At 60.5% G+C, this 23,838-nt stretch carries 23 protein-coding genes; 9 read left to right on the forward strand and 14 right to left on the reverse strand.

All coding sequences use genetic code 11. From position 1 onward, the window contains the following. Positions 1-16 precede the first annotated feature (16 nt). The 3 genes from RUH64_RS08990 (at position 17) to RUH64_RS09000 (ending at position 3,096) form a co-directional block, all read left to right on the forward strand. On the forward strand, positions 17-1,240 hold the full coding sequence (locus tag RUH64_RS08990) for an amidohydrolase family protein (protein WP_313812897.1): 1,224 nt from the start codon (positions 17-19) through the stop codon (positions 1,238-1,240). Positions 1,241-1,404: 164 nt separating this feature from the next. Further along, positions 1,405-2,727: a YjiH family protein gene (locus RUH64_RS08995; protein ID WP_313812898.1), complete on the forward strand. Its 1,323-nt coding sequence runs from the start codon at positions 1,405-1,407 to the stop codon at positions 2,725-2,727. Positions 2,728-2,814: 87 nt separating this feature from the next. Further along, on the forward strand, positions 2,815-3,096 hold the full coding sequence (locus RUH64_RS09000; protein WP_313812899.1) for an antibiotic biosynthesis monooxygenase: 282 nt from the start codon (positions 2,815-2,817) through the stop codon (positions 3,094-3,096). A gap of 147 nt (positions 3,097-3,243) precedes the next feature. Here RUH64_RS09000 and RUH64_RS09005 read toward each other — a convergent pair whose 3' ends face one another. Further along, positions 3,244-3,717: a GNAT family N-acetyltransferase gene (locus RUH64_RS09005; protein ID WP_313812900.1), complete on the reverse strand. Its 474-nt coding sequence runs from the start codon at positions 3,715-3,717 to the stop codon at positions 3,244-3,246. A gap of 152 nt (positions 3,718-3,869) precedes the next feature. Continuing rightward, positions 3,870-4,562, reverse strand: a complete 693-nt coding sequence (locus tag RUH64_RS09010) for a FadR/GntR family transcriptional regulator (RefSeq protein ID WP_313812901.1) — start codon at positions 4,560-4,562, stop codon at positions 3,870-3,872. 218 nt (positions 4,563-4,780) lie between these two features. On the opposite strand from RUH64_RS09010, the gene RUH64_RS09015 reads away from it, so the two are divergent. Genes RUH64_RS09015 through RUH64_RS09035 form a run of 5 tightly spaced genes read left to right on the forward strand, consistent with a single transcriptional unit; the run spans position 4,781 to position 9,851 of the window. Further along, positions 4,781-6,334, forward strand: coding sequence for an ABC transporter substrate-binding protein (locus RUH64_RS09015; RefSeq protein WP_313812902.1), 1,554 nt, complete (start codon positions 4,781-4,783; stop codon positions 6,332-6,334). Position 6,335: 1 nt separating this feature from the next. Next, positions 6,336-7,286, forward strand: a complete 951-nt coding sequence (locus tag RUH64_RS09020) for an ABC transporter permease (protein ID WP_313812903.1) — start codon at positions 6,336-6,338, stop codon at positions 7,284-7,286. Further along, a complete protein-coding gene (locus RUH64_RS09025) occupies positions 7,283-8,155 on the forward strand; it encodes an ABC transporter permease (RefSeq protein ID WP_313812904.1) in 873 nt (290 codons plus the stop codon). The genes RUH64_RS09020 and RUH64_RS09025 overlap by 4 nt, the downstream gene beginning before the upstream one ends. Continuing rightward, on the forward strand, positions 8,155-9,030 hold the full coding sequence (locus RUH64_RS09030; protein WP_313812905.1) for an ABC transporter ATP-binding protein: 876 nt from the start codon (positions 8,155-8,157) through the stop codon (positions 9,028-9,030). Before RUH64_RS09025 ends, RUH64_RS09030 begins: the two co-directional genes overlap by 1 nt. Continuing rightward, a complete protein-coding gene (locus RUH64_RS09035) occupies positions 9,027-9,851 on the forward strand; it encodes an ATP-binding cassette domain-containing protein (protein ID WP_313812906.1) in 825 nt (274 codons plus the stop codon). Before RUH64_RS09030 ends, RUH64_RS09035 begins: the two co-directional genes overlap by 4 nt. A gap of 80 nt (positions 9,852-9,931) precedes the next feature. Here RUH64_RS09035 and RUH64_RS09040 read toward each other — a convergent pair whose 3' ends face one another. The 6 genes from RUH64_RS09040 to kdpF form a co-directional block, all read right to left on the reverse strand. Continuing rightward, positions 9,932-10,297, reverse strand: a complete 366-nt coding sequence (locus RUH64_RS09040) for a hypothetical protein (RefSeq protein ID WP_313812907.1) — start codon at positions 10,295-10,297, stop codon at positions 9,932-9,934. Positions 10,298-10,301: 4 nt separating this feature from the next. Then, complete coding sequence (locus RUH64_RS09045; RefSeq protein WP_313812908.1) at positions 10,302-11,360, reverse strand: amidohydrolase family protein; 1,059 nt, start codon at positions 11,358-11,360, stop codon at positions 10,302-10,304. 66 nt (positions 11,361-11,426) lie between these two features. Then, the gene (gene kdpC, locus RUH64_RS09050) at positions 11,427-12,032 is read right to left on the reverse strand and encodes a potassium-transporting ATPase subunit KdpC (RefSeq protein WP_313812909.1); all 606 of its coding nucleotides are present in this window, start codon (positions 12,030-12,032) and stop codon (positions 11,427-11,429) included. 1 nt (position 12,033) lies between these two features. Further along, entirely contained in the window at positions 12,034-14,142 is a 2,109-nt protein-coding gene (gene kdpB / locus RUH64_RS09055) for a potassium-transporting ATPase subunit KdpB (protein ID WP_313812910.1), read from the reverse strand. Continuing rightward, positions 14,139-15,755, reverse strand: coding sequence for a potassium-transporting ATPase subunit KdpA (gene kdpA / locus RUH64_RS09060; RefSeq protein ID WP_396275999.1), 1,617 nt, complete (start codon positions 15,753-15,755; stop codon positions 14,139-14,141). The genes kdpB and kdpA overlap by 4 nt, the downstream gene beginning before the upstream one ends. After that, on the reverse strand, positions 15,755-15,844 hold the full coding sequence (gene kdpF, locus RUH64_RS09065; RefSeq protein ID WP_141363458.1) for a K(+)-transporting ATPase subunit F: 90 nt from the start codon (positions 15,842-15,844) through the stop codon (positions 15,755-15,757). Before kdpF ends, kdpA begins: the two co-directional genes overlap by 1 nt. Before the next feature lie 188 nt (positions 15,845-16,032). On the opposite strand from kdpF, the gene RUH64_RS09070 reads away from it, so the two are divergent. Beyond that, positions 16,033-17,316, forward strand: coding sequence for an MFS transporter (locus RUH64_RS09070; RefSeq protein WP_313812911.1), 1,284 nt, complete (start codon positions 16,033-16,035; stop codon positions 17,314-17,316). 377 nt (positions 17,317-17,693) lie between these two features. On the opposite strand, the gene RUH64_RS09075 is transcribed toward RUH64_RS09070, so the two are convergent. The 6 genes from RUH64_RS09075 to RUH64_RS09100 form a co-directional block, all read right to left on the reverse strand. Continuing rightward, a complete protein-coding gene (locus RUH64_RS09075) occupies positions 17,694-18,068 on the reverse strand; it encodes a hypothetical protein (RefSeq protein ID WP_313812912.1) in 375 nt (124 codons plus the stop codon). Between the two features lie 236 nt (positions 18,069-18,304). Beyond that, complete coding sequence (locus RUH64_RS09080; RefSeq protein ID WP_313812913.1) at positions 18,305-19,360, reverse strand: sugar phosphate isomerase/epimerase family protein; 1,056 nt, start codon at positions 19,358-19,360, stop codon at positions 18,305-18,307. A 35-nt stretch (positions 19,361-19,395) separates the two neighbouring features. After that, positions 19,396-20,991 (reverse strand): ABC transporter substrate-binding protein, encoded by a 1,596-nt coding sequence (locus RUH64_RS09085; protein ID WP_313812914.1) that lies wholly within the window; start codon positions 20,989-20,991, stop codon positions 19,396-19,398. Continuing rightward, complete coding sequence (locus tag RUH64_RS09090; RefSeq protein ID WP_313812915.1) at positions 20,984-21,784, reverse strand: ATP-binding cassette domain-containing protein; 801 nt, start codon at positions 21,782-21,784, stop codon at positions 20,984-20,986. Before RUH64_RS09090 ends, RUH64_RS09085 begins: the two co-directional genes overlap by 8 nt. Further along, positions 21,784-22,821: an ABC transporter ATP-binding protein gene (locus RUH64_RS09095; RefSeq protein WP_313812916.1), complete on the reverse strand. Its 1,038-nt coding sequence runs from the start codon at positions 22,819-22,821 to the stop codon at positions 21,784-21,786. Before RUH64_RS09095 ends, RUH64_RS09090 begins: the two co-directional genes overlap by 1 nt. Then, positions 22,821-23,837 carry an ABC transporter permease gene (locus RUH64_RS09100; RefSeq protein WP_313812917.1) on the reverse strand — a complete coding sequence of 339 codons (1,017 nt, stop codon included), beginning with the start codon at positions 23,835-23,837 and terminating at the stop codon, positions 22,821-22,823. The genes RUH64_RS09095 and RUH64_RS09100 overlap by 1 nt, the downstream gene beginning before the upstream one ends. Position 23,838: the final 1 nt, after the last annotated feature.

Genomic DNA, 23,838 nt, shown 5'->3' on the forward strand with positions numbered 1-23,838 from the left:
TGGAAGGAAACACACAGTGCTGATCAGCAACGCGCGCCCATGGGGCGGCAACGCCAGCGACATCACCATTGAGGGCGACAAGATCGCCTCAATCACCGCCCACGACCCATCCCGCCAGCTCGGCGCGGAGGATGTGGATGGCCGCGGACGCATCGTGATCCCATCCTTCTCCGATGTGCACGTGCACCTGGATTCAACCCGCATCGGCCTGCCGTTCCGCGAGCACACCGGACGCCCTGGCGTCTGGGGCATGATGAGCAACGACCGTGAAAACTGGCGAGACGCAGAGATCGGCCTGAACGAGCGCGTTGCAGGAACCCTGGAGCGCATGATCGCCCGCGGCACCACCCGGGTGCGCTCCTACGCGCAGGTGGACGTTGACTGCAAGCTTGAAAAGTACGAGGCGGTGGCCGCGGCGAAGGAAAAGTTCGCCAACGAGGCCGAGGTGCAGATCATGGTCTTCCCGCAGGCGGGCATCCTGCTGGAGCCGGGCACCGAGAAGTACCTTGAAGATGCGCTGAAGGCCGGCGCCGATGTCATGGGCGGCATCGACCCCTGCGAACTTGACCGCGATCCGGTCCGCCACCTCGACGTGGTGTTCGGACTGGCCGAAAAGTACCAGACCGAGATCGACATCCACCTGCACGAGCACGGCACCCAGGGCGTCTTCTCCGCCGACCTGATCGCCGAGCGCACCCGCGCACTGGGCATGCAGGGCAAGGTCACCATCTCCCACGCCTACGAACTGGGCAGCGTCAACGAGGCTACCAGCCGCCGACTGATCGACACCTTCGCAGAGCTGGACATTGCGATGACTTCGGTCGCTCCAAGCACCTCCAACCACCTGTCGCTGGCTGCACTGACCGAAGCCGGCGTCCGCTTCGGCCTGGGTGAAGACGGACAGCGCGACTACTGGAGCCCATACGGCAACTGCGACCTGCTGGACCGCACCTGGCAGCTGGCCTTCGTCAACGGCTTCCGCAAGGACGAGCTGATCGAGCACTGCCTGGCAGTTGCCACCATCGGCGGCGCCTCCATCATGAGCCACGATGTTCCACGCCTGTCGTCCGTGGCAGACCGTCCGGGCGTTGCGGTGGGCGACCGCGCTGACCTGGTGCTGGTGGAAGGCGAAACCGTAGTTTCCACCGTGATGGACCGCAGCAAGGACCGCACCGTGATCCACGACGGCCGCGTCGTCGCCGACGGACTGAAGGTTCTCTCGGTGGAGAACAGCTACTAAAAATAGCGCATCAAGACCAACGGCCACCGGGTATGCGAGTCCCCGGTGGCCGTTCATTTCCTGCTACGTCTGATACCCCGGACACCTGGTGAGCTTTGGGTCACACAATTCCCCGTACTTGGACTTGAATGGAACGAAGCCATTGCAAGTAATAGGGGTTGAATATGCCGAGCACAGTGGAAACCAGAGAACCCACCAAGCCGTGGGACGTCCTGAGATTCATTACCTACAGCGGCATCGGCATTCTCGTCTTCTTCCTGCCGGTTACCATCAACGGCAAGAGCACGATCCTGTTGGATCACATCGTGTCCTGGGTCCGTGATACGGCCGGCGCGGCGGTGCCCTATTACATCCTTGCCCTGCTCGCGGCTGGCACCATCCTGCCGTTCGCCAATGGCGGTTGGCGCAAATCAGGCATGCGCATGTTCTTTGCCTTCGCGAATATCCTCGGCCTGCTCGTGGGCATTGGTCTGACCTTCGGCATCGGACCACAGTGGCTGATGGACAAAGACATGGGGCCCTTCCTGCTGAACTCCCTCGTCGTTCCGGTCGGCTTGATCGTTCCCATCGGCGCAATTTTCCTAGCAATGTTGGTGAGCTATGGATTGATGGAATTCATCGGTGTTTTCTGCCAGCCGATCATGAAACCGCTGTGGCGAACTCCCGGCCGCTCGGCGGTCGACGCGGTGGCCTCGTTCGTCGGCAGTTACTCGCTGGGGCTGCTGCTCACCGACAGGATGTACCGTTCAGGCCGCTACACCGGGCGTGAGGCAGCCATCATTGCCACAGGATTCTCCACTGTTTCAGCTAGTTTCATGGTGATCGTCGCCAAGGCGTTGGATCTCATGCCTTATTGGAGCACCTATTTCTGGCTTGCCCTCGTGGTGACATTTACCGTCACCGCAATCTCCGTGCGCATCCCACCGCTGTCGCTGATATCAGATGAAACTTACCTGGGGATTGAACACGTACCCGAGGAGAAGGTCACTGGAAACCGTTTTGCCAAGGCCTTCAACGAGGCTATGGCGGCGCTCCACCGTGCCCCGGGATTGGGGCGCAACATCGGCGAAAATGTGCTCGACGGTTTGAAGATGGCCATGGCGATCCTTCCGTCGATCTTGTCCATCGGTTTGCTCGGCTTGGTGTTGGCTCGCTTCACGCCGGTATTCACCTGGCTCGGCTATCTCTTCGCGCCCTTTGCCTGGGTGGTGGGACTCGACGATCCGCTGTTGGCTGGCAAGGCTTCGGCCACGGGAATTGCCGAAATGTTCCTTCCAGCCACTCTGGTGGCGGGCCACGAGTCCTTGGAACTGCGGATGGTTATTGCCATCGTCTGTGTTTCCGCGATCATCTTCTTCTCAGCGCTGGTGCCCTGCATCCTTGCCACCAGCATTCCGGTAAAGCTATGGCAGATGGTTGTCATCTGGTTTGAACGTGTAGCACTCACCATCCTGATCGCCACGCCTTTGGTCACCCTGATTCTCTAGATGACCCAGTGCCAATTGGAGCGAAGCCGAAGTCTGCTGGACTAGATTGAGAAGCGAACCAAGAACAGAAGGACGAGGCGTCGCTCCATGCCCACAATTAGACTGACCGGTCACCTGAAATGTACGACAAGGCAGCAGGCCGAAATAGTCGCTGAACATCTGCCGCTGCATGAACAGCTTTCACGCGATGAACCTGGCTGTCTTGAGTTCTTCGTCCGCCCCACTGGTGATCCATTGATCTGGTGGGTCAGCGAGCTCTTTGTGGATCAAGCATCCTTTGACGCTCATCAGCAGCGCGTTCGTGCCAGCCGGTGGGGGAGCGCCACCGAGGGGATTGAGCGCAACTACACCATTGAGGCTGTTGACTGATATTTAAGCAACCCTCCTCACGCGTCAGTGCTGACCGTTCTTAATTGTCAACTAGGATGACCAGAATGACGTTTGTAAACCGTTGCCATCCGGTAGTTCTTAATGCCCCGTAAGCCGCGGTATCAGCAGATTCGCACCTTCCCTGTGTCAGTGTGTCTTCTGATAGACGAGCTTGAGCAGTCCGTCTTCTTCCAACCGCTTTTCAAGGGTCCATCCGCAGGACTCGTAGAACGACACAGCGGAAGCGTTGCCGGGGAAGGTCTCCAGTTGAAGACGGGGATGCAGTGCAAACAACGTTTCCTCTGCATGCGATAGCAGGAGACGTCCCAGCCCCTGACGGTGGTGCCCAGGGTCGATCATTATCAAGTCAACTGTGGAGCCATCGAGGATTGAAATACCAACAATCTGTTCATTTTGGGTTAAGCAGTATAAATTCTCCTGTGCAAGCTGGGCCTCGATGTGTTCATCCGATGCCCCGCTGCCGACATACCAGTCAACAGCTTCGTCGCCAAGGAACCCGCGGTAGCAAGCATTAATAGTGCGACGTGCCAGGTCTTGAATTTCACTGAGTTGTGCCGCGGACGCGGGGCGGATGCTCAACGGCAATGCATTGCTTGACATGGTGACTCCAAAATATTGATTATGTGGTCGAAGGCAGCAAGGTCGGCCATCCTAGCGGCGATAATTGTGAGCTCGAGGTACGCACGTGCGAACGAAGAAGCTGATCGGACGCTTGCCCAGGTCCGGGCGGCGATGTGAACCTCGTATCTCGACTAATCCTGGTCGAAGATCTCCGGCTCGTGGCCATGTGCAATCGATAGGATCGCCCGCGCCGCTTCGCGAGCCCCTTGCCGATCCTGGTGTCGAATCGCGGACAGCAGCAGTGAATGCGGCTCGTGTTCGGTGAGCTGGTCTATCGAGAAGAAGAGGTCATTGCTGGCGATCGAATGGCGCAGCGATTCATCGAAGCTCTGGTAGAGCGCAATTAGCAGGTGATTGTGGCTCGCCTGAACCAAGGTGAGGTGAAAAGCCACGTCGTGTTCGACGAAGGACTCGAAATCCTTCGCGGTAATGGCGGCGTTTCGATCCAGCAGGTTGCGTTCCAGCGCCGCTAGCTCGTCGTCGGTGCGTGCCGATGCGGCTTCTGCGCAGGCGAGGACATCGAGTGCCCCGCGGACGCTGAGCACTTCGTGCGGCTGTGCGTTCAATAGTGCGCGGCGCATCGCTACCTCGGTGACGTCCCGTGCGATGACGGTGGTGCCCACGCCCTGTCGCGTTGCCAGCAGCCCCTGCTGGACCAATGCCTTGGTAGCTTCTCTCACCGACGAACGTGAGACGCCATAGCGGTCGACGAGTACTGATTCCGTGGGTATTTGTGAACCTACAGGCCAGCGACGGGAATTGATCTCGTCCATGATCTGGTCGATGACTTGGTCGACCAGTGAGCGGCGTTGCACTGTCTTCATTTATAGAACTTTAGCGTGAAAAAAATCTGGGTAAAGGTCTGGTTATCAGACAACTGACAACTGTAGGATGATTAGCAATCATGTGAAATGAATCACGTTCACCTTTGAGTGGGCGTGATTCTTTCGCTACTACCCGATTTTTTGGAGGCCTCGTGCCTGGTCACAAATTGAAGTATCTGGCACCCTTGGGTGCCTTGGCTTTGCTGCTTACCTCATGCGTGGGGCAAAACCCCGTGCCGCCGCCGGCACTGGACCGCGCTTCGTTGGTATCCACCACCGAGCCGGGGACCAAAGATGTAGAGAACATTCGCTGGAACCTGCCCTATGAGCCGATGAGCCTGGATCCCATGCAGTCGTTCAACTATGCAGAAAATACTGCTCTGGCAAATATGTGCGAGAGCCTGACTAGGCTGAATCCCGATCTCTCCACCTCACCTGGCCTTGCACAGAAGGTCGAGTTCCCCGACGACAAGACGGTCGTGTTCACCCTGCGTCAGGGAGTGAAGTTCTGGAACGGCAATGAGATGAAAGCCAGCGACGTGGCCTTCTCGATCAACCGGCAGGCAGGCCCCGACTCGCCAAGCTTCTTCTCCGACTATTTCCTGAACGTGGACAAGGCCGAGGTTACCGGCGACTACGAGGTGACGGTCAAGCTGCTGCGCCCGGATGCGCTTTTCGCCCAGGGCATGGCCAGCGCCGCGGGTGCCATCGTCGAAGAAAAATCGGCCAAGGCCTCCGGGGAGAAATTCGGGACCCCGCAGGGTGAACTGCAATGCACCGGTCCCTATCAACTCTCCAAATGGTCCAGCGGCAAGTCCATGCAGCTGAAAAGCTTCGACGGCTATTGGGACCAGACGCTGCCGCGTCACGTGAAAAACCTCGAATTCTCCTTCATCGCCGATGAATCGACGGCGGTGAACGCCCTGCGCTCGGGTTCCGTTGACGGACAGTACTTCTACCTCCCACCGGCGGGCATGGAGCAGCTGAAGAACAGCGACGAAGTTGATGTTTCCTATGGCAAATCCCTGGTGTTCTTCACGCTGCGTGCGGCAAGCACCGAAGGTCCATTTGCCGATCCGAAGGTGCGCAAGGCCCTCTCGTTGGTCATGGACCGGGACGCCATGAGCCGCGTCATCCTCCAGGGCGCCGCCATCGGTTCGGGGACTATGGCCAGTTCCGACTATTGGGGAGGTCAGAAGGACATTTTTGCCGCTGCCGAAGATCCAAATGCCGATGAACTGAACATCGAAAAGGCGAAGAAGCTTGTGGCGGAGCACGGCGAGTTCGACCGTCCGATCGTCATCGCCCTGCAGGGATCCTCCGCGGTCCACGAGCAGCTGGCGAATGTCATCCAGGCCGCGGGCAAGAGCATCGGCATTCCCATTGAAACGCAGGTCATCCCGGTGGAGCAGTTCGGCAACATCTATTTCGACCCCGCCGCACGCGAGGGACTTGATGCGTTCTTCACCAGCTACTACGGAAATGTTCCGGATCCGCTGGACGTCTACCAGGTCTTCCGGCTGTCGAATAGCTCGAACTTCGGCGAATGGGACTCCGCCGACAAGCTGCTCAACCAGGCCATGGGGACGATGGACCCCGAACAGCGGGCCAAGCTGACGGTGCAGGCGCAGGACCTGGTCCAGGAAGAACAGCCGTGGATCACCATCTCCTACCTGCCGAATATCTTGGTGCAGAATTCGAAGATTTCGGGGGCCACCGCCTCCTTCTCCTACCTGTACTACCCCTGGGCCGCAACGATCGGAGGCAAGTAAGATGCAACTGACAAAATTCATGCTCAAGCGCCTCGGCGGCCTAGCCATCGTCCTGCTGGTCACCTCATTCCTGGTGTTCGGGCTGCTCTACATTGCCCCCGGATCGCCGCTGTCATTCATCCTCGGCCCGCGCGGCGGCACCGAGGAGCAGATCGCAAAGGTCACCGAGCAATACCACCTCGACGACCCCTTCATGCTTCGCTACGTGAACTGGCTGGGAGATGTGCTCAGCGGAAACCTCGGCGATTCGATCGTCTACCGCCAGCCCATCGCGGACCTCTTCGGCCCGCGCATCATCACCACCGTGGCGCTGGTCGCTTTGGCAACGGTGCTCATCGCCGTCATCGGCATCCTGCTGGGAACCGCCGCGGCGCTGAAGGGCGGCAAGTTCGACTCGCTGGTGTCAACGATCTCCACCCTTGGCCTGTCCACCCCGGTGTTCGTCATCGGCGTCGGGTTGATCAGTGTTTTCTCGGTAGGTCTTGGCTGGTTCCCGACCTTCGGCACCGGAACCGGCGGCTGGGACACCCTCTATCACCTACTACTCCCCGCCATCACCCTGGCGGTGGCCTCCACTGCCTACCTGGTGCGCATCACCCGCGCCTCCGTCTTGGAAGAAGGCAGCCGTGAACACGTACAAACTGCCACCGTCCGGGGCCTGGCCCCACGGCTGATCATCCGCCGCCACGTGCTGCGCAATGCCATGGTTCCCATCACCACCGTCATGGGCCTGACCATTGCCACCCTGATCGCCGGCGCGGTGGTCGTGGAGAACGTCTTCGCGCTGGACGGGCTGGGATCGCTGCTGGTCCGAGCCATCCTGCAGCGCGACTACTCGGTAGTCCAAGCGGTGATCCTGGTCCTGGTTCTTGCCTTCGTCGTCATCAACACCATCGTCGACCTGTTGTACTCGGTCATCGATCCACGTATCACCCTGGGGAGCAAAGCATGACAAGCGCGGTTATTCCTGCGGTTCAATCAAGCCGAGGCTACAGCCTGCGCTTGTGGACCTTCGTTCAACGCCTGGGAGTCAGCGGCTGCTGCGCGGTGGCGGTCCTCGGGCTGCTGGTGCTGGTGGCGATCGCCGCACCCATCATTGCCCCTTATGATCCCAACTTCCCGAATCTGCTCATCGCCCTGAACTATTCAAGCGCCGAGCATTGGCTGGGCACCGACGCCCTGGGCCGCGACATCCTTTCCCGGCTGATCTACGGTGCGCGCATCACCATCGTCGGACCCGGATTGGTGATCCTGCTGTCAACCATCATCGGCACGGTCCTGGCGCTGTGCGCCGCCTGGTGCGGCGGCGCCGTCGACACGGTGATCTCCTGGGTGCTCGATGTACTGTTCGCGGTGCCGGGAATCGTGTTCGGACTGGTGGCTGTCGCGGTCTTCGGCCCGAACCTCTTCAACCTGGTGGTGGGCCTGTCGGTGGCCTACATCCCCTATGTGGCCCGCGTGGTGCGCGCCGCCGCGCTGCGCGAACGGTCGCTGCCCTATGTGCAGGCCGCACAGCTTCAGGGCCAGTCCTCCTGGGGCATCGTCTCCAAACAGATCCTTCCCAATGTGCAGCCGCTGATCGTGGCCCAGGCAGTGTCTTCCCTGGGCTTCGCCGTCATCGACCTGGCCGCGCTGTCATTCCTGGGCCTGGGCGTGCAACCGCCCACCGCTGACCTGGGCCTGATGGTGAAGGCGGGCTTCGATTCAATGATGCGCGGCTACCCGCTGGAGGGAATCTGCGCCGGCATCACTATCGTCGCCATCGTCTGGTCGGTCACCGTGATCGGCGATAAATTGACCAACAATGCAAGGAGCATGTGATGAACCAGCCGTTGATTGAAGTTCGCGGGCTCAGCGCATCCCTGCGCAAGGGAAAGCAAGAGCTCAAGCTGCTGGACAACGTTGAATTCCAGATCATGCCAGGCCGGGCACTGGGCCTGGTGGGCGAATCGGGCTCCGGCAAGTCCCTGACCACCCGGGCGATCACGCGCCTGCTCGACCCCGCCTTCAGGGTCAGCGGAGAGATCAGCTTCCGCGGGGACAACGTATTGAAGCTGAATCAGAGCAGGCTGCGCGACTACCGCAGCACCAAGGTCGGGATGATCTTCCAAGACCCGCGGGCGCATATCAATCCCGTGTACCGGGTAGGGAATTTCCTCACCGAGGCCCTGGTCAACAACAAGAATCTCTCGCGCGACGAGGCCGAGGACCGCGCGGTGTCGCTGCTGAACGACGTGGGCGTGCGCAATGCGGGGGATAGGCTGCGGCAGTATCCGCATGAGCTTTCCGGCGGCCTGCTGCAGCGGGTGATGATCGCCAGCGTGCTGCTCGCCGAGCCCGAACTGATCCTTGCCGATGAACCGACAACTGCCCTGGACGTCACGGCGCAGTCCGATGTCATGGCGATCATCGAGGAACAGCGACTGGCCAGGGGCATGTCGTTGCTGCTGATCACCCACGATCTGGAGCTTGCCGCGGCATGCTGCGACGATCTGGCGGTGATGTATGCGGGGCACATTGTCGAGTACGGCCCGCAGGTGCACCTGGACCCGCAGCATCCGTACACCAAGCAGCTCATGGATGCCCGGCCGAGCATCGATGTGAAGTCGCACCGGCTGCCCACGCTCAGCTTCACGCGCGATGAACATGAAAGAATCCAACTCGCCTCGGCACAGGCCCAGGAGGTATCGGTATGAGTAGCAACCCAGTTCTCATCGCACAGAATCTGCGCAAGGAATACCCCACCGGTTCAGGGCCGGTGCTCGCGGTGGACGGGGTGTCCTTTGAGCTCGCAGCCAATGAGTCGCTGGCCATTGTCGGCGAATCGGGCAGTGGCAAGACCACCGTCGCCAAAATGCTGGTGGGGCTGGAATCGCTGAGCGGAGGAGAGCTGAGCGTGCTCGGCTCTCCGCGTCAGCGCATTCCCCGCTCCTCGGCAGGCCGCAGGCGGTGGGCAGGGGAAATGCAGTATGTGTTCCAGGACCCCTACTCGTCGCTGAACGCCAGGGCGCGCATCGGGGCCACCATCACCACCTCGTTGTCCCTGCACGCCAGCGACAAGCCAAGCGCTGCGGTGCTCAAGACGCGGGCCGTCGAGCTGATGAACCAGGTGGGGCTTCCGGAGAAGTTCTACGACTACTTTCCGCACCAGCTCTCCGGGGGACAGCGTCAGCGCGTAGCCATCGCGCGGGCCCTGGCTGCCAACCCCAGGGTGCTGGTGCTCGACGAGGCGGTGGCCGCCCTGGATGTTTCCATCCAGGCACAGATCATCAACCTGCTCAACGAGATCCGCGACCAGCGGGAGATCAGCTACATTTTCATCACCCACGACCTGGCGGTGGTCAGGCAGATCGCCGACCGGGTCTTGGTCATGGAGAACGGGGTAGTGGTTGACCAGGGGCTGACCGATCAGCTGCTCGACGCGCCGACCCACCCGTATACCCGGGCGCTGCGCGCTGCGGTGCCGGGCCCCGGCTGGAAGCCGCGGCGGCGTTCGGAGCTCGCCCAGGTTTCCTAAGAGCAACATCTCCTTAAGCAACTGCGTGGACCGAAAATTCGGTCCACGCAGTTGTTTAATCCGGCAGCTGATGCCGCGGCCTAGAACTCGTCGTACATTGCTGCCATGTCCTCAAGGCCCGGCAGGCTGTAGCCGCGCGCCTCATCCCAGTGGATGTCGACCTCGTCGAGGGAGACTTCCCAGTGGGCATCGGGTAGGCTCTGGCGCAGCTCGGTCAGCGCCGCCAGCCAGTGCAGCAGCGAGGGGGCCATCTCGGCCGGCTCCATGGAAATCTTGGTGGAGCCGTTGAGCACCTCGTCAGGCTGCTGCGCCGGATAGAAGTACAGCGTCTCGTAGTCGAATTCGAAGGCGTCGTTGTGCGCGCGGGCAATGCTCATCAGCTGCCGGTGTTCCGCGTCGCTCAGCGGCGTGGCCCGGGTGGCGGTGTAGTACAGGGAAGTCGACATGCACCTAGCTTAGGCGACCATCCGCGGCGATCTGCACGCCGCCGCGGACCACCTTGGAGGCCACCGGGCGGTCGACCACCAGCTGGGCGCGGTTCTGCGCCTCGAAGTACACCGCATCGCGCGGATCGGCGGGGTCGAAGTTCAGCACACGGTCGATGCCCATCATGCGCGCTCCCTGCACCGTGGCGATGTCAAGGCAGTTTTCCAGCTGTTCGTCGGTGATGGCATTGGTGCGGTAGGCCAGCAGGTGGGCGCGGTCCATCATGGAGGCGGTGCCGAATGGCGACCAGGCGTCGCGCACGCCGTCGGTGCCCAGCACGATGTTGACCCCGTGCTTGGCCATCAGCTCAAGGTCCGGCACCGGGTCCGCGCCCAGCGCGCAGGTGGCGATCCAGATGCCGGCCTCGGCCACCGCATCGAGGGTGCGTTCAAGCTCGGCGCTCGGGGCGTCGGCCAGGGCGAAGGCGTGGCCGATGGTGACCTGGCCGTTCATGCCCAGCGCCTGGGTGCGGCGGGCGATCTCCTGGATCTCGCGGTAGCCCACCTCGCCGGTGTCATGCACGTGGATATCCGCGCGGCGGCCGTACTTTTCTGCCAGCCCGAACACCACGTCCAGGTGCCCGTGCAGGTCGTGTTCGAGGCCCTCGGGGTCGATGCCGCCCACCAGCTCGGCGCCCTCGCTCAGCGCCGCCTCCAGCAGGTCCACCGCGCCGGGGTTGCTCAGCAGGCCGAACTGCGGGAAGGCCACGATCTGCAGGTCGATCAGGTCCTTGTACTTGTCCTTCACCGCGGCGGCGCCGTGGATGTTCTTCAGCCCGATCTGCGGTCCAAAGTCCACGTGGGCGCGCATGGCGGTGACTCCGGAGGCAATGGCGTTAGACACCAGGGTGCCCATGCGGGTCTCGACGCTGTCGGTGTAGCCCAGCTGGGTTTCAAGATCGTTGGAGATCAGGTCCTTGAGGGAGTGCGCGGGCTTGCGGTGCAGCCAAGCGCTGCCGAAGGAGGTCTTGTCCGGGTGGACGTGGGCATTGACGAATCCTGGAACGATCAGTGGCTGGGACATGGCTGCCTTTCCTCGGGTGCTTGGCTATTACCAACAATGGTATACCAAATATCTGGGAGTTGGCAGTTAATCCAACTCGTCCAGCGCGAGGTTCAGCGTCACCACGTTCACCCGTTCCTCGCCCACGAACCCCAGGGTCTTTCCCGAGGTGTGCTCGCGGATCAGTTGACGCACCAGCTGCGGTTCAAGGCCGCGGGCGGCGGCGACCCTGCTGGTTTGCATCTGGGCGTTGGCCACGCTGATCTGCGGATCAAGCCCGGAGCCGGAGGCAGTGACGGCATCGGCCGGAACCTGTGCGGGGGAGACGTGGTTGAAGCGTGCCACCTCTTCCTTGCGCGCGCTCAGCTGCTCAATCAGCTCGGGGTTCTCCGGGCCCAGGTTCGACCCGCCGGAATCCAGCGCGTCGTAGTTGTGCGCGGAATAGCGCGACTGGAAGTACTGCGGCAGCGGATCTCCGGCGGCATCCGTATAGCTCCTGCCGATCAATGAGGAGCCGACCACCTGGCCGGTGTCATCGCGCAGCAGCGAGCCGTTGGCCTTCTCGGGGAAGAGCAGCTGGCCCACAGCGGTGATGGACAGCGGATAGATCACGCCCAGCAGCAGCGTGAAGATCAGCATCAACCGCGCGGCGGTGCCCAGTGATTGATAGGCGGCGGTGAGTTTTTCTCGCATCCTAGTACCCCGGAATCATGCTGATGAACAGGTCGATGATCTTGATTCCGATGGCGGGCACCAGCAGCCCCGGCACCCCGCAGTACAACAGGTTGCGGCTCAGCGCCGACTGCAGGTTCGCCGCCTTGTAGGGCACGCCCCAAATGGCCAGCGGTAGCAGGATCCCCATGATCACCACGGAGAACATCACCGTGGAGATGATCGCCGAGGCAGGGGAGTGCAGCTGCAGGATATTGAGCACCCCGAGGCCGGGGAACACCCCGACGAACAGGGCGGGGAACAGCGTGAAGTAGCGGATGACGTCGTTGGCGAAGTTGAAGGTAATCAGGGCTCCGCGGGTGGCCATCTGCCGCCGCCCGATCTCAACGATGTCCACCAGGTGGGTGGGGTTGTCGTCGAGGATCACCATATTCGCCGCCTGCTTGGCCGCCGAGGTGGCGCTGTTCATTGCCACGCCGATATCCGCCTGGGCCAGCGCCGGGGCGTCGTTGATGCCATCCCCGCTCATGGCGACGAAGTGTCCGGTGGCCTGCTCCGCGGAGATCAGTGCGAGCTTGTCCTGCGGGGCGGCATCGCCCACCACCTCGTCGATCTTCGCCTGTTCGGCAATGGTCCTGGCGGTGATGCTGTCATCCCCGGTCACCATGATGGTGCGCACCCCCAGCTCGCGGAAGCGGGTGATGCGTTCGGCGACGCCCTCCTTGATGACATCGCGCAGGTCGATGACGCCCAGCGCGCGGCCCGGGGTGCCGGGCTCCTTGATCGCCACCACTAGCGGGGTGCCGCCCTGGCGGGCGATCTGCACCGACTGCGCCCGCAGCTGCGCGACGATTTCACGCCGCGGAGCGGTGCCCAGGGATTTGAGCCAGGCGAGCACCGCAGACTGCGAGCCCTTGCGGATCAGCGTGCCGTCGGCCAGATCGCGGCCCGACATGCGGGTGTGGGCGCTGAAGGGCACGTCGGTGCCGGGCTGATCCCACTGGTGTGCTTCGCCTTCGCTGGGGGTGCCGTCGGAGAGCTGGTTGGCCAGCTCGACGATGCTGGTGCCCTCGGGGGTCGGATCTTCGGCGCTGGCAAGCTCGGCGGCCGCCAGCAGGGTCTGCACCGAGGTGTCGCCCACCGGGATGAACTCGACCGCGGTGCGGTTGCCGCGGGTGATCGTTCCGGTCTTGTCCAGGATCACCGTGGTGACGCCGCCGGCGGTTTCAAGCGCCTTGGCCGAGGCCACCAGCACGCCGCGCTGCAGCAGCTTGTACATGCTGGCGATGCCTGTCACGCTCATCAGCGCCGCGATCTCCGTCGGAATCAGGCACACCACCACGGCGATGAGCACCGGGACGGAGACCGGCGCGGCGACGGGCGCCACAGCAAGGTTCAGGCTCAGCGCCAGCACCATGAAGGCCAGGCAGAAGGAGGCCAGCAGGGTGTTGAGCGCCATTTCAATGGGCGACTTCTGGCGCCGCGCGCCGCGGGCCAGCTTCAGCGTCTGGGCCAGCACGCTGTCCTCGGAGTCGACCTGCAGCCGCACCACCAGACGGTCGCTGATCACCACCGTGCCGCCGGTGACCGCGGTGTGGTCGGTGCCTGCCTGGCGGATCGCCTCGCCGACCGCGCCGGTCAGCTCGGATTCATCCACGCCGGCCCGGCCCCAGATCACCTCCCCGTCCGCGGGGATCTGCATGCCCGACTTGACCACCACCACATCCCCGGGCTTCAACGCCCCGGAAGTGCTTGGCTCGATGCGGCAATGCAGGGCGGCGGCATCCTTGAGCGGGTTGTAGTCCAGGACCTTCAAGGCCGGCACGTCCTCGTCCACCTGATGCAGGTGCATGCTCTGCTTGCGCCCGTGGCCCTCGGCGATGGATTCTGCAAGGGTCGCAACATAGAGGGTGGCCCACAGCCCCAGGCAAAGCATCCAGGTGAACCCCGGCGGCATGGTGCTGCCGCCGGAGGAATCCTGGGTGCCGGTGGCCAGCTCGATCACGGCGATGAAGGTGCACAGCACCGCCCCCGACTCGGTGAGCAGCAGCACCGGGTTGTGCCAGAGGTAGCGGGGGTTGAACTTTGCCAGCGCATCGATGAGCAGCGCGGCGATGTGTGAAAATTTCATGGCAGCAGCCCCTCGGCCAGCGGTCCGACCATGAACAGCGGGATGAAGGTTGGTACAGCGATGAAGACGATCAGGCTGACCAGGAAGCCGACGAACTGCGGGCGATGCAGCGGCAGCTCTGCGGCGCGCGAACTGGCCCGCTCCTGCGCCGCCAGCGTCCCAGCGAGCGCGAGCACCAGGCAGATGGGGGCGAAGCGTCCAAGCAGAATGATCAGTCCGAGCAGCGAGTTCAGCCCCGGGGTATTGGCGCTGAGCCCGCCGAAGGCCGAGCCGTTGTTGATTGCGGCGGAGACGAATGCATAGAGCACCTCGGAGAAGCCATGCGATCCGGGGTTGCCCGTTCCGGTGGTGATCTCCTCGCGGAGGAACGGGATGCTTGAGGCCAGCGCCATGCCGCCTAGGGCGAGCACCGGCATCACCAGGATGGCGATGCTCACCAGCTTGAGCTGCACGGTGCGCAGCTGCTTGCCGAGGTAGACGGGGGCGCGTCCCAGCAGCAGCGCCGTCACGAAGACCGCGATGATCACCAGGATCAGCACCGCGTACACCCCGGAGCCTGCCCCGCCCGGTGCCACCTCGCCCAGCACCATGTCGACCATGAGCATCAGCCCGCCCAGTGCCGTGTAAGAGCCGTGCATCGAGTTCACCGCGCCGCCGGTGGTTCCTGTGGTGGCGGTGCCGAACAGGGTTGAACCGATGATGCCGAAGCGCTGCTCCTTGCCCTCCATGGCGGCCCCGGCAATTTCCGGTGCGCTGCCCGCGCCGTTGGCCTCGAACATGGTCAGCGGGAAGTAGATCAGCAGGAACAGCATGGACATGGTCAGCAGCAGCGCGTAGCCGGCGCGCTGGTCGCCGACCATGGTGCCGAAGGTGCGCAGCAGGGTAAAGGGGATCAGCAGGAGCATCAGCACCTGCATGATGTTGCTGGCCGGCGTCGGATTTTCAAATGGATGCGCCGAGTTGGCGTTGTAGAATCCGCCGCCGTTGGTGCCTAGCATTTTGATGGATTCCTGCGATGCCACCGGCCCGCCGGGCAGCACCGAGGTTGACTCGGTGAAGTTTTGAATGACTCCGGTCATCAGCAGCATGACCGCGAAGAGGATCGACAACGGCAGCAGGATGCGCAGGTTCGTGCGGACTAGGTCGACCCAGAAGTTGCCAAGGTGCTGCGCCCGATGGGCGGCCAGTGCACGCACCAGCGCAATTGCCACGCACATGCTCACCGCGGCGGAGACGAAGTTCTGCACGCTCAGCCCAGCCATCTGGGCTAGGTAGCCGATGGACTGCTCGGGGACGTATGACTGCCAGTTGGTATTGGCGACGAATGACACGGTGGTATTGAATGCGAGGTCCGGCGACATACCGTCGACGCTGAGCATGGCAAAGAGCAGGACGAAGCCGATCAGGCTGAAGGAGAAGATCGCCCCCAGATACCCGCGCCAGGAGTGCTGCCGTTCGGGTTGTGCGCCGATCAGCTTGTAGATCCAGCCTTCAACGCGCCAATGACGCTCGGTTGTGTACACCCAGGCCATGTAGTCGCCCAGCGGCCGATAGGCCACCGCGATGACGGCAGCCACCAGTAATAGGTTGGCCGCCGCGCCCAGCCAGGGCATCAGATACGTTCTGGTTTCAGCAGCGCCGCAATCAGATAGCCAACGGCAGCGGTGCCGATGACCGCGCTGACGATGTTGATAACAAGCATTGCAGGTGCACTTTCTAGGTTCAGCTATGCCGGGAATGCCGCGACTGAAACACTGTACACCCCACTAGCCCGAAATCCATGGTAAAAGTCCGCTCATTTGAGCAACTAACAGGATCTCCACCGGTTCGAATCCCGGCTTTGTACGCGGTTGGAGCTGTTCCTTTAACTCCGACGGGTAGAATCCTCTAGTGTCCAAGATCTTTCTTGACGTCACTCCGCTCAAAGTATCTCCGGCCTTCCGCCGCCTCTGGTTGGGAAATTCACTTTCCTCCATCGGCACGCAAATGACGATTATGACTGTCAGCCTGCAGGTGTACGCGCAGACGTCTTCCAGTTTTTCAGTAGGCCTCCTCGGTATTTTCACGGTGGTGCCCCTGGTGATTGCCGGCCTCTATGGCGGGGCCGTCGCCGATGCCCATGACCGCAGGCAGGTTGCCCTCTATTCAACGCTGGTGCTCTGGATCGTTTCGGTGCTGCTGGCGGCCGGGGCCTGGATAGGGATCAGCAATGTGTGGTGGCTGTACATCCTCATGGCAGTCCACTCAGGGGCCTCGGGCATCAACCAGCCCACCCGTGGGGCGATCATTCCGCAGCTAGTGGGTACGAAGCTGTTGCCTTCGGCGAACTCGTTGAACATGCTCACCTTCAGCATCGCCATGATGCTCGGGCCGGTGCTCGGCGGACTGCTGGTGGCGAACTATGGATATCAGTGGACCTATACGATCGACGCGGTGACCTTTGCGGCGAGCGTCTGGTCCGTGTACCGGCTTCCTTCCATGCCATCGCAGCTGGAATCTGCGGTGCGCGGATTGAAATCGGTGAAGGAAGGATTTGCCTACCTGGCGACGCAGCCGGATATCCGGATGACCTTCATCATCGATTTAGTGGCGATGATCCTTGCCGCACCGAGGGTGCTCCTGCCCGCGCTGGCAGCGGTGGCACTTGGCGGCGGCGAGACGACGGTCGGCCTGCTGATGGCGGCGGTGGCCATCGGGGCGATGATTGTCGGACTGTTCTCCGGGATGCTCAACGGCATTCGCCATCAGGGGCGAGCGGTCTTCGTCGGCGTCTGTGTGTGGGGCCTGTCGATGAGCGGGCTGGGGCTCGCTGCCTTTGCTGCGCTGCAGCACGGCGGTGCCGAGCAGGAGTCATACCTCTGGCTCGGCCTGGCGCTGTTGTCGATGCTGATCGCAGGTATCGCCGACTCGGTGTCGGCCATTTTCCGCACCACTATCTTGCAGTCGGCGGCCCCTGATCATATGCGTGGGCGGCTTCAGGGGGTCTTCATCGTCGTCGTGGCTGGAGGACCGCATATCGGCGGGCTGCTGGCCGGCGCGAGCTCCGCGGTGATCGGCGAATCTTGGACGCTGATCGTCGGCGGGCTGCTCTGTGTTCTGGTTGCCGCCCTGCTGATGCGCTGGCAGCCTTCGTTCTGGGCCTATGACGCCACACGAATCCGCGAGGTGAAGTAGCTTTGAATGCTGATTGCCGAACGGTGTTCGACTGGATCAACGCAGAGTCAGTCATGGCCAAGTAGTTTCTCGCTGAGATGTCCTGTGTAGAGCCAGAGCTTGAAACCTGAGGTCAACGGATGGGCAGACCTCAAGGAGAAGTGGACCGATGCTCGTAGCTGAGAGTCCGGGGCAGTATCTTCGTCACCGAATAGGAACGTCAGATCTGGTGTTGCAGATTCTGTTCTTGCTTATCTACAGTGACGTTCCCGTCAAAACTAACCGTTGGTCCGTTGTACCTTTGTGCAAAGCCGGCACTGATCCTGCCGCGCTAATCTGCGTCCTTCGCAACTGATACCAACAAACTAGCGTCATTCACCCTCTATTTGGTGTTATTTTCAGTTTTCCTCGGTGATTAACTGCACCGGGCCGGATGCCGACAAGGCCGCATCCGCAAGCGATTGACTCACACTTGGTGCATCAGCAACCTTGCCATTGATTCGATCCTCGAAAATTCCAAGTACTACGAAGAGCGCCAAGATCAGGATGCCTACGATCCCAAGTAGCACCCATGAAGCTCTTGAAATTTCTTTTTTGACACGTCGGAATTTCAGCGTCGTATGATGCGCTCCAGCTGGTTCTTGAGATTCGAGATCCCAGCCAGATTTCGCCTTCTTGGCAATTGTCTTGGACTCAGAGTCTCTGCGGACCTTCACTGACTGGTATGCGAACTTTGTCTCAGAAATCATTACCTGTACCGAATCCAATGCCATTCGAAACTGTAAAAGTGCCTGCCTTTACCGTACGCGTCTTAAAGTTATTCGGAAATAGCCCGGAGACATCCGAAAACCCATGATTCCTCGACCAACTCCAGCGCTTCCAGCACCGGAAGTTTTTTTAGGGGGGATGCTGTTCACTTGCAACCCATCCAGGGCTGCGCTTGGAAATGGAGCTGGTGAGGAGACAACCACATACGATCTGTATCCTCACCAACTCCAACTGATTGAGACTACCTTGCAGATTCCACAGTGGAAATGCCGAGCTGATCAAGCACTAAACGCAGGTGGGCAGCCGACTCAAGGACCATCTTCTCGCCGTCATAACCGGCATCGCGCAGCGTCCGTAGGTTCGGCAGTATGCCGGAATCGACCTTTTGTGCATACTCTGCTGCAAGACGACGGATTTCAGCAACTTCTCTGTCATCCAGATCCGGGTGCAGAGCCAGCCATTTCGGATCATCGAGCCCAATGGGCAGGTGCAGAGTCGGCCCGGCGTTTTCGATGGACAAGTGCAGACCCGGGTTGGCGTCATACAAGATCTTAAGCACCGCATCCCAATTGATCACGCCCTGGCCGATAGTTGCAAAGACGCGGCCAAAAACGCCGTCCTGCTCACCGAGCACAAAATCCCGCAGGTGGGTGGCACGGGTGTATGGCGCGACGCGCTTGGCAGCAGCGACTGGATCCTCGCCTCGCACCACCACGTTGGCAGTGTCGAAGGTGACTCCCGTGACGTCGGGGCCGACAGCCTCGACAAGGCGGACGACCTCGTAGCTGGTGATTTCTTCGTGGGTTTCAATGTTCATGTGCACCCCGTGCTCGCGGGCGGCCGGAGCTAGCAGTTTGAGGAACTTTTCAATCGCTACCAATTGATCGTTCCAGGGAGCATCGGTGCGGAAACGGTCGAAGACGTAGTAGCCGGGCAACCCCTTCTGGTAGTTGGCGCAGGCCACCCAGAGATCTGTGACTCCGGCGGCCTGACTACAAGCCTCTATCATTTTGATCATGCCTCGGGTGTAGTCGCCGTCTCCCAGTCGACGTACCGCGGGAGCTTCGGCCGCTGCATATGGATTTACCTTGGCCAATCCCATCTGCAGGTACAGACCCAGGCTGTCGGCATGCTGGCGGACTTCAGCCAGAAGGCCCCGGTCCAAGGTGGGGGAGACGTCGAGTACGGTGCGGAAGTACACGCCTTCCAGACCGTAGTTTTTGGCCCGTTCTAAGATTTGGAAAGGGGTGTCGGTGGCCTCGTGCGGAATTTTGCTTCCGTCTACTCCAACTCGCATTTACTTAACTCCTTTGAATTCGGGATGATTGATCTTTAGCGTCCCCACTCGGAAACCCGGAGTGATGACGAATATTTGAAGTGGTTGACGTCCTGATTCAACACTGCGGTAAATCGGGCGCGGTACAGGACGATGGTCGAGGAATTTTCCACCCATTTTTGGGTCAGCTTGTCGATTAGAGGCTGTTGGTCCTTAGGATCTGGGACCTGACCGAGTTTTTCTAACAGTGGCATGCTGCCTTCGATGCAGATGTGCTGGTTGTTGAAGCTGGAGTCGCAAGTCATTTTCTTACGGAATTCGTATGCAGCTACCGAACCGGCGCCCTCGAAAAGCAGGGCCGACTCATACTTGCCTGTGTTGAAACGGGTGGCGAAGGATGTTGGTGTCTGAGAATCGATGTTGACGGTAACACCAATTTCTTCCCATGCCGCCTTCAAAATGGTGGCTAGGGTGGAAACGCTTGGTGCGGCTGGGTTGATCATCAAATCGAGTGTGGGATTCTTGATGCCTGATTCTTTGACCAGCTTGCGCGCCTTTTCTTTGTCCAAGGCTCGTGGGGCGCTGAGCTCTGAGTTGTAGCCGGATACTCCAGGAGGGAACGGTCCGTAGTAACTGTCAGCGTAGCCGTGGGCCACTTCTTTGATAATTTGGGCGTAAGGCACTGAACGGGTCAGCGCCTCGCGTAGCTTGACATTGGCGCTGTCTCCCTCGGCATTGTTCATTGAAACAGTTACGGGAGACAAGGCCGGGGCAGTGGCAACCTTGCAACACTCCTCAGAATCCAGCTGGGCCACCACATAAGGCGGTAGGCCAAGGGTGACGTCGGCTTGTTCGCGGCGAGCTTGAAGCATCAACGTGGGCACCGAGGTGATGAAGTTAATGCGTACGGTGTCTTCCAGAGGGGCAGGACCGTAGTAGTTCGGATTGCGCTTGAGGATGGCGTGGTTGTTCGGTACATAGGTATCCAGCACATAGGGACCGGAACTGCTGGCGGTGTGGGAGGCCAGCCACTGGTTTGGCACACCTTTTTGGTCTTCCCCGTGTTCCTTGATGACCTGCGGATCATAAATCGAACCACGGGACTGGGCCAGAGTGACCAGAATCGACGGGTAGGCGCGAGACAGCTCCAGACGCACAGTAGTCGGATCAACTACCACGACATCCTTTATCAACGGTGGCTCGGTGATGCCGATTTGCAGGGCCAGTGCCCCGCAGGCACCGATGGTCAGGTTGCGTTTGATGGAGTAACGCACCGCTTCAGCATCCAAAGGATTGCCATTGGCGAATTTGGCCCCTTTCTGCAGTTTAAAGGTGTAGTTTTTGCCGTCTGCGGACGTAGTCCAGCCGGTGGCTAGATCTGGCTTGACGCGTTCTAAGTCAGTGCTGGCGACAACGGTGCCATCGTCCTGAGAGTCAGTGTCCAGTTGTACGAGCCGAGCGTAGAAGTTGCTGGCAAAGGAATTGTCATCGCCAGCACAAACGAATGCGGGGTCAATATTCGTCAATGATGTGGCCCAGTTGACGGTGAAAGGCCGTTCCGCCTGACCCGAACCGGGTACGGTGCCGCAGCCGCTAAGCAGCAGCGCACCGGCGCTGAAGAGAGCTGCGGTTCGAATCAGAAGTTTACGCATGTCCGGCTCCTTGCTTCGTTCCTGGAACTGCATCGAGTAGAGCTTGGGTGTAAGGGTGGGTAGTCTCTTCGAAGACTTCCTGAGCGGTGCCGTATTCGACGACTTTTCCGTGGTGCATGACGGCAATCTGATGGCTCATCAGTCGCGCCACCGCAAGGTCATGGACGATGAACAGGTAGGTTAACGACAACTCGTCTTGCAGCTGGGCAAGCAGGTTGAGCACCTGAGCCTGGATGGAGACATCCAGCGCGGAAACTGGCTCATCGAGTACCACTAGTTGTGGGTTGAGCACTAGTGCACGAGCGATGGCAATGCGTTGGCGTTGGCCGCCGGAAAAGGCATGAGGGTATCGTTCGGCCTGTTTTTCGGTCAGTCCCACCAGGTCCAATGTTTTGGCAACTTTGAGCTGGCGTTCGGTGCGGTCTTTATACCCGTGGACTATCAGAGGTTCCTCGACTAGATCTCGCACAGTGAACCGGGGATCCAACGAACCGTTGGGGTCCTGAAATACCATCTGCATACGGCCGCGTAAGGTACGGCGATCTGACTTTGACAGGCCGGTGATTTCCTGCCCGTCGAATCGGATAGATCCAGAATCCACACCTGTTAGTCCCATAACGCAGGAGGCGGTAGTAGATTTGCCTGAACCTGATTCTCCCACCAAACCCAGTGTCTGCCCGCAGTTGACTGACAACGAGACCTCATGCAGGATTTGAGTCTTATGTCGCCCACCGAACCCGGACGAATATGACTTGTTCAGTTTGTCGATGACCAACAGTGGTTCGGAGCTCATCACCGGACCCCTTCCATCTGTTCAGCGAAATGACAGCGGGAGATCGCACCGTAGGACGTTGCGATTGGTTCTGGTTGCTGCTCGTGGCAGATTTTTTCTTCACGGCCCAGCGGGCAGCGCTCGGCAAAGGCGCATCCAGGCTGGACGACTGCTAGATCCGGCGGGGATCCAGGGATTGCCGGTAGATGACCACGGGTGGTCGTATAGGGGTCGATCATGCAGTCAAGAAGCGCCCGGGTGTACGGGTGGGAAGGAGAGTTGAAGAGGGCGTCGACATTGGTCTGTTCTACGATGCGTCCTGCATACATGACGTTGACGCTGTCGCAGAGTTGACGGACAATCCCCAGATTGTGGGTGATCATCAACAACGCGTTGCCGCGTTCATCGCAAATGCGTTCCAACAACTCCAATACCTGCGCCTGTGTGGTGACATCTAGGGCGGTGGTCGGTTCATCGGCGATCACCACGGCGGGGTCGTTGGCGATGGCCATGGCAATGAGCACGCGCTGGCGCATGCCGCCGGAGTACTGGTGTGGGTAGTCGCCGATGCGACGGCGTGGATCGTTCACACCTACCTCGGCCAGAAGCTCGCACGCTAGTTCTTTGGCTTGGCGAACCGTGAGTTTCTGGTGAACGCGGATGGTTTCCACGAACTGGCTTCCGATGGTTTTCAGTGGATCGAGTCCCGCCATTGGATCCTGGAAGACCAGGCCAATTTCCTTACCGCGGATGGCAGAGAATTCCTTGTCGCCTAGGCCCACTAGTTCTTGGCCACGCAATTTGACGCTGCCAGAGGCAACGCGCCCCGGCGGAGGAACCAGGCCAACCAAGGACATTGCCATGGCTGACTTGCCTGAACCGGATTCTCCGACAACTGCAAGTCGCTGGCCGGGGGACAAACTAAAGCTGACATCACGAACCGCTTGAACCGATGAACCTCGCAGTTCGAAATTTGTGCACAAATTATTGATTTCCAGAACAGGGTCGGCCAAGCGATGCTGCTGACGGGTCGGCTGTACTTCGGTGTTCACAGGCATTATCGGGCTCCTACTCGAGTGCGGGGGTCAACGGTGGTAAGTACTACATCGGCCGTCAGGCTCACAACTACATAGAGCACCGCCGCTAGTAGCAGAACAGCCTGAACCACCGCGAAGTCTTTCTGGACGATGGCATCTGCGGTCATTGAACCGATGCCGGGCCAGCCGAAGACCTTTTCTACCAGCAAGCTTCCTGTGAGTAGATCGGCAAAGAGCAAAGAACCCGCGGGAAGGATGGCGAGCAGCCCATGCGTGGAGATATGACGATTGAAGACAGGAAACTTGGTCAGACCGTGGCTCCGGGCCACCATCACGAACGTTTCGCGTCGGGTGCTTCGTAGCTGCGAACGGTAAAGCCGAGAGAGGAAGGCGAAAGGTCCAATGGCGATGATCGCTGCCGGCAGTATCAGGTGCCACAGCGCGTTGAACATCAACGAGATGTTTCCAGCCAATAGTGCGTCCACGGTGTACAGGCCGGTGAGGTCGGGAGGCGGTACGAGTCCCGGGCTCAGTCTTCCTTCTGGTCCAGGGAACATACCAAGCTGTACGGAGAAGATCATCAGCGCCAAGAGTGCGATCCAGAATGGAGGTGATCCCATGGCCAAGGAGGAAGCCGCACGCAGCAGCCGGTCGGCCCAGCGCGAATTCGAATAGACAGCGATTGATGCGAAGACCACCGCAGAACCGATCGCGAAGAGTACCGACAGTACGCCCAGCTCGATAGTGGCGGGCAGCCGGTCGCTTAGTAGCGAATTCACCGTATCGCCGGTGGAATATGAGAAGCCCAGATCACCGCTGAATACGTCGCCCATATAGCGCCAGTATTGGACGAAAAGGTTCTGGTCCAGCCCCATGTCGGCGCGGAGGGCCGAGACCGCTTCTTCGCTGGCCATGTCGCCAGCGATGGCTCGGGCTGGATCGCCAGGTACCACTCGCAACAGGATGAAAGCAAAGATCGAAGCGCCGAAGATCGTTGCCGCTGCAATGCCGAAGCGGCGCAGAATTGTGGAAAACATC

The sequence above is a fragment of the Glutamicibacter sp. genome (assembly GCF_032154645.1).
In the GTDB taxonomy this organism is placed as follows: domain Bacteria; phylum Actinomycetota; class Actinomycetes; order Actinomycetales; family Micrococcaceae; genus Glutamicibacter.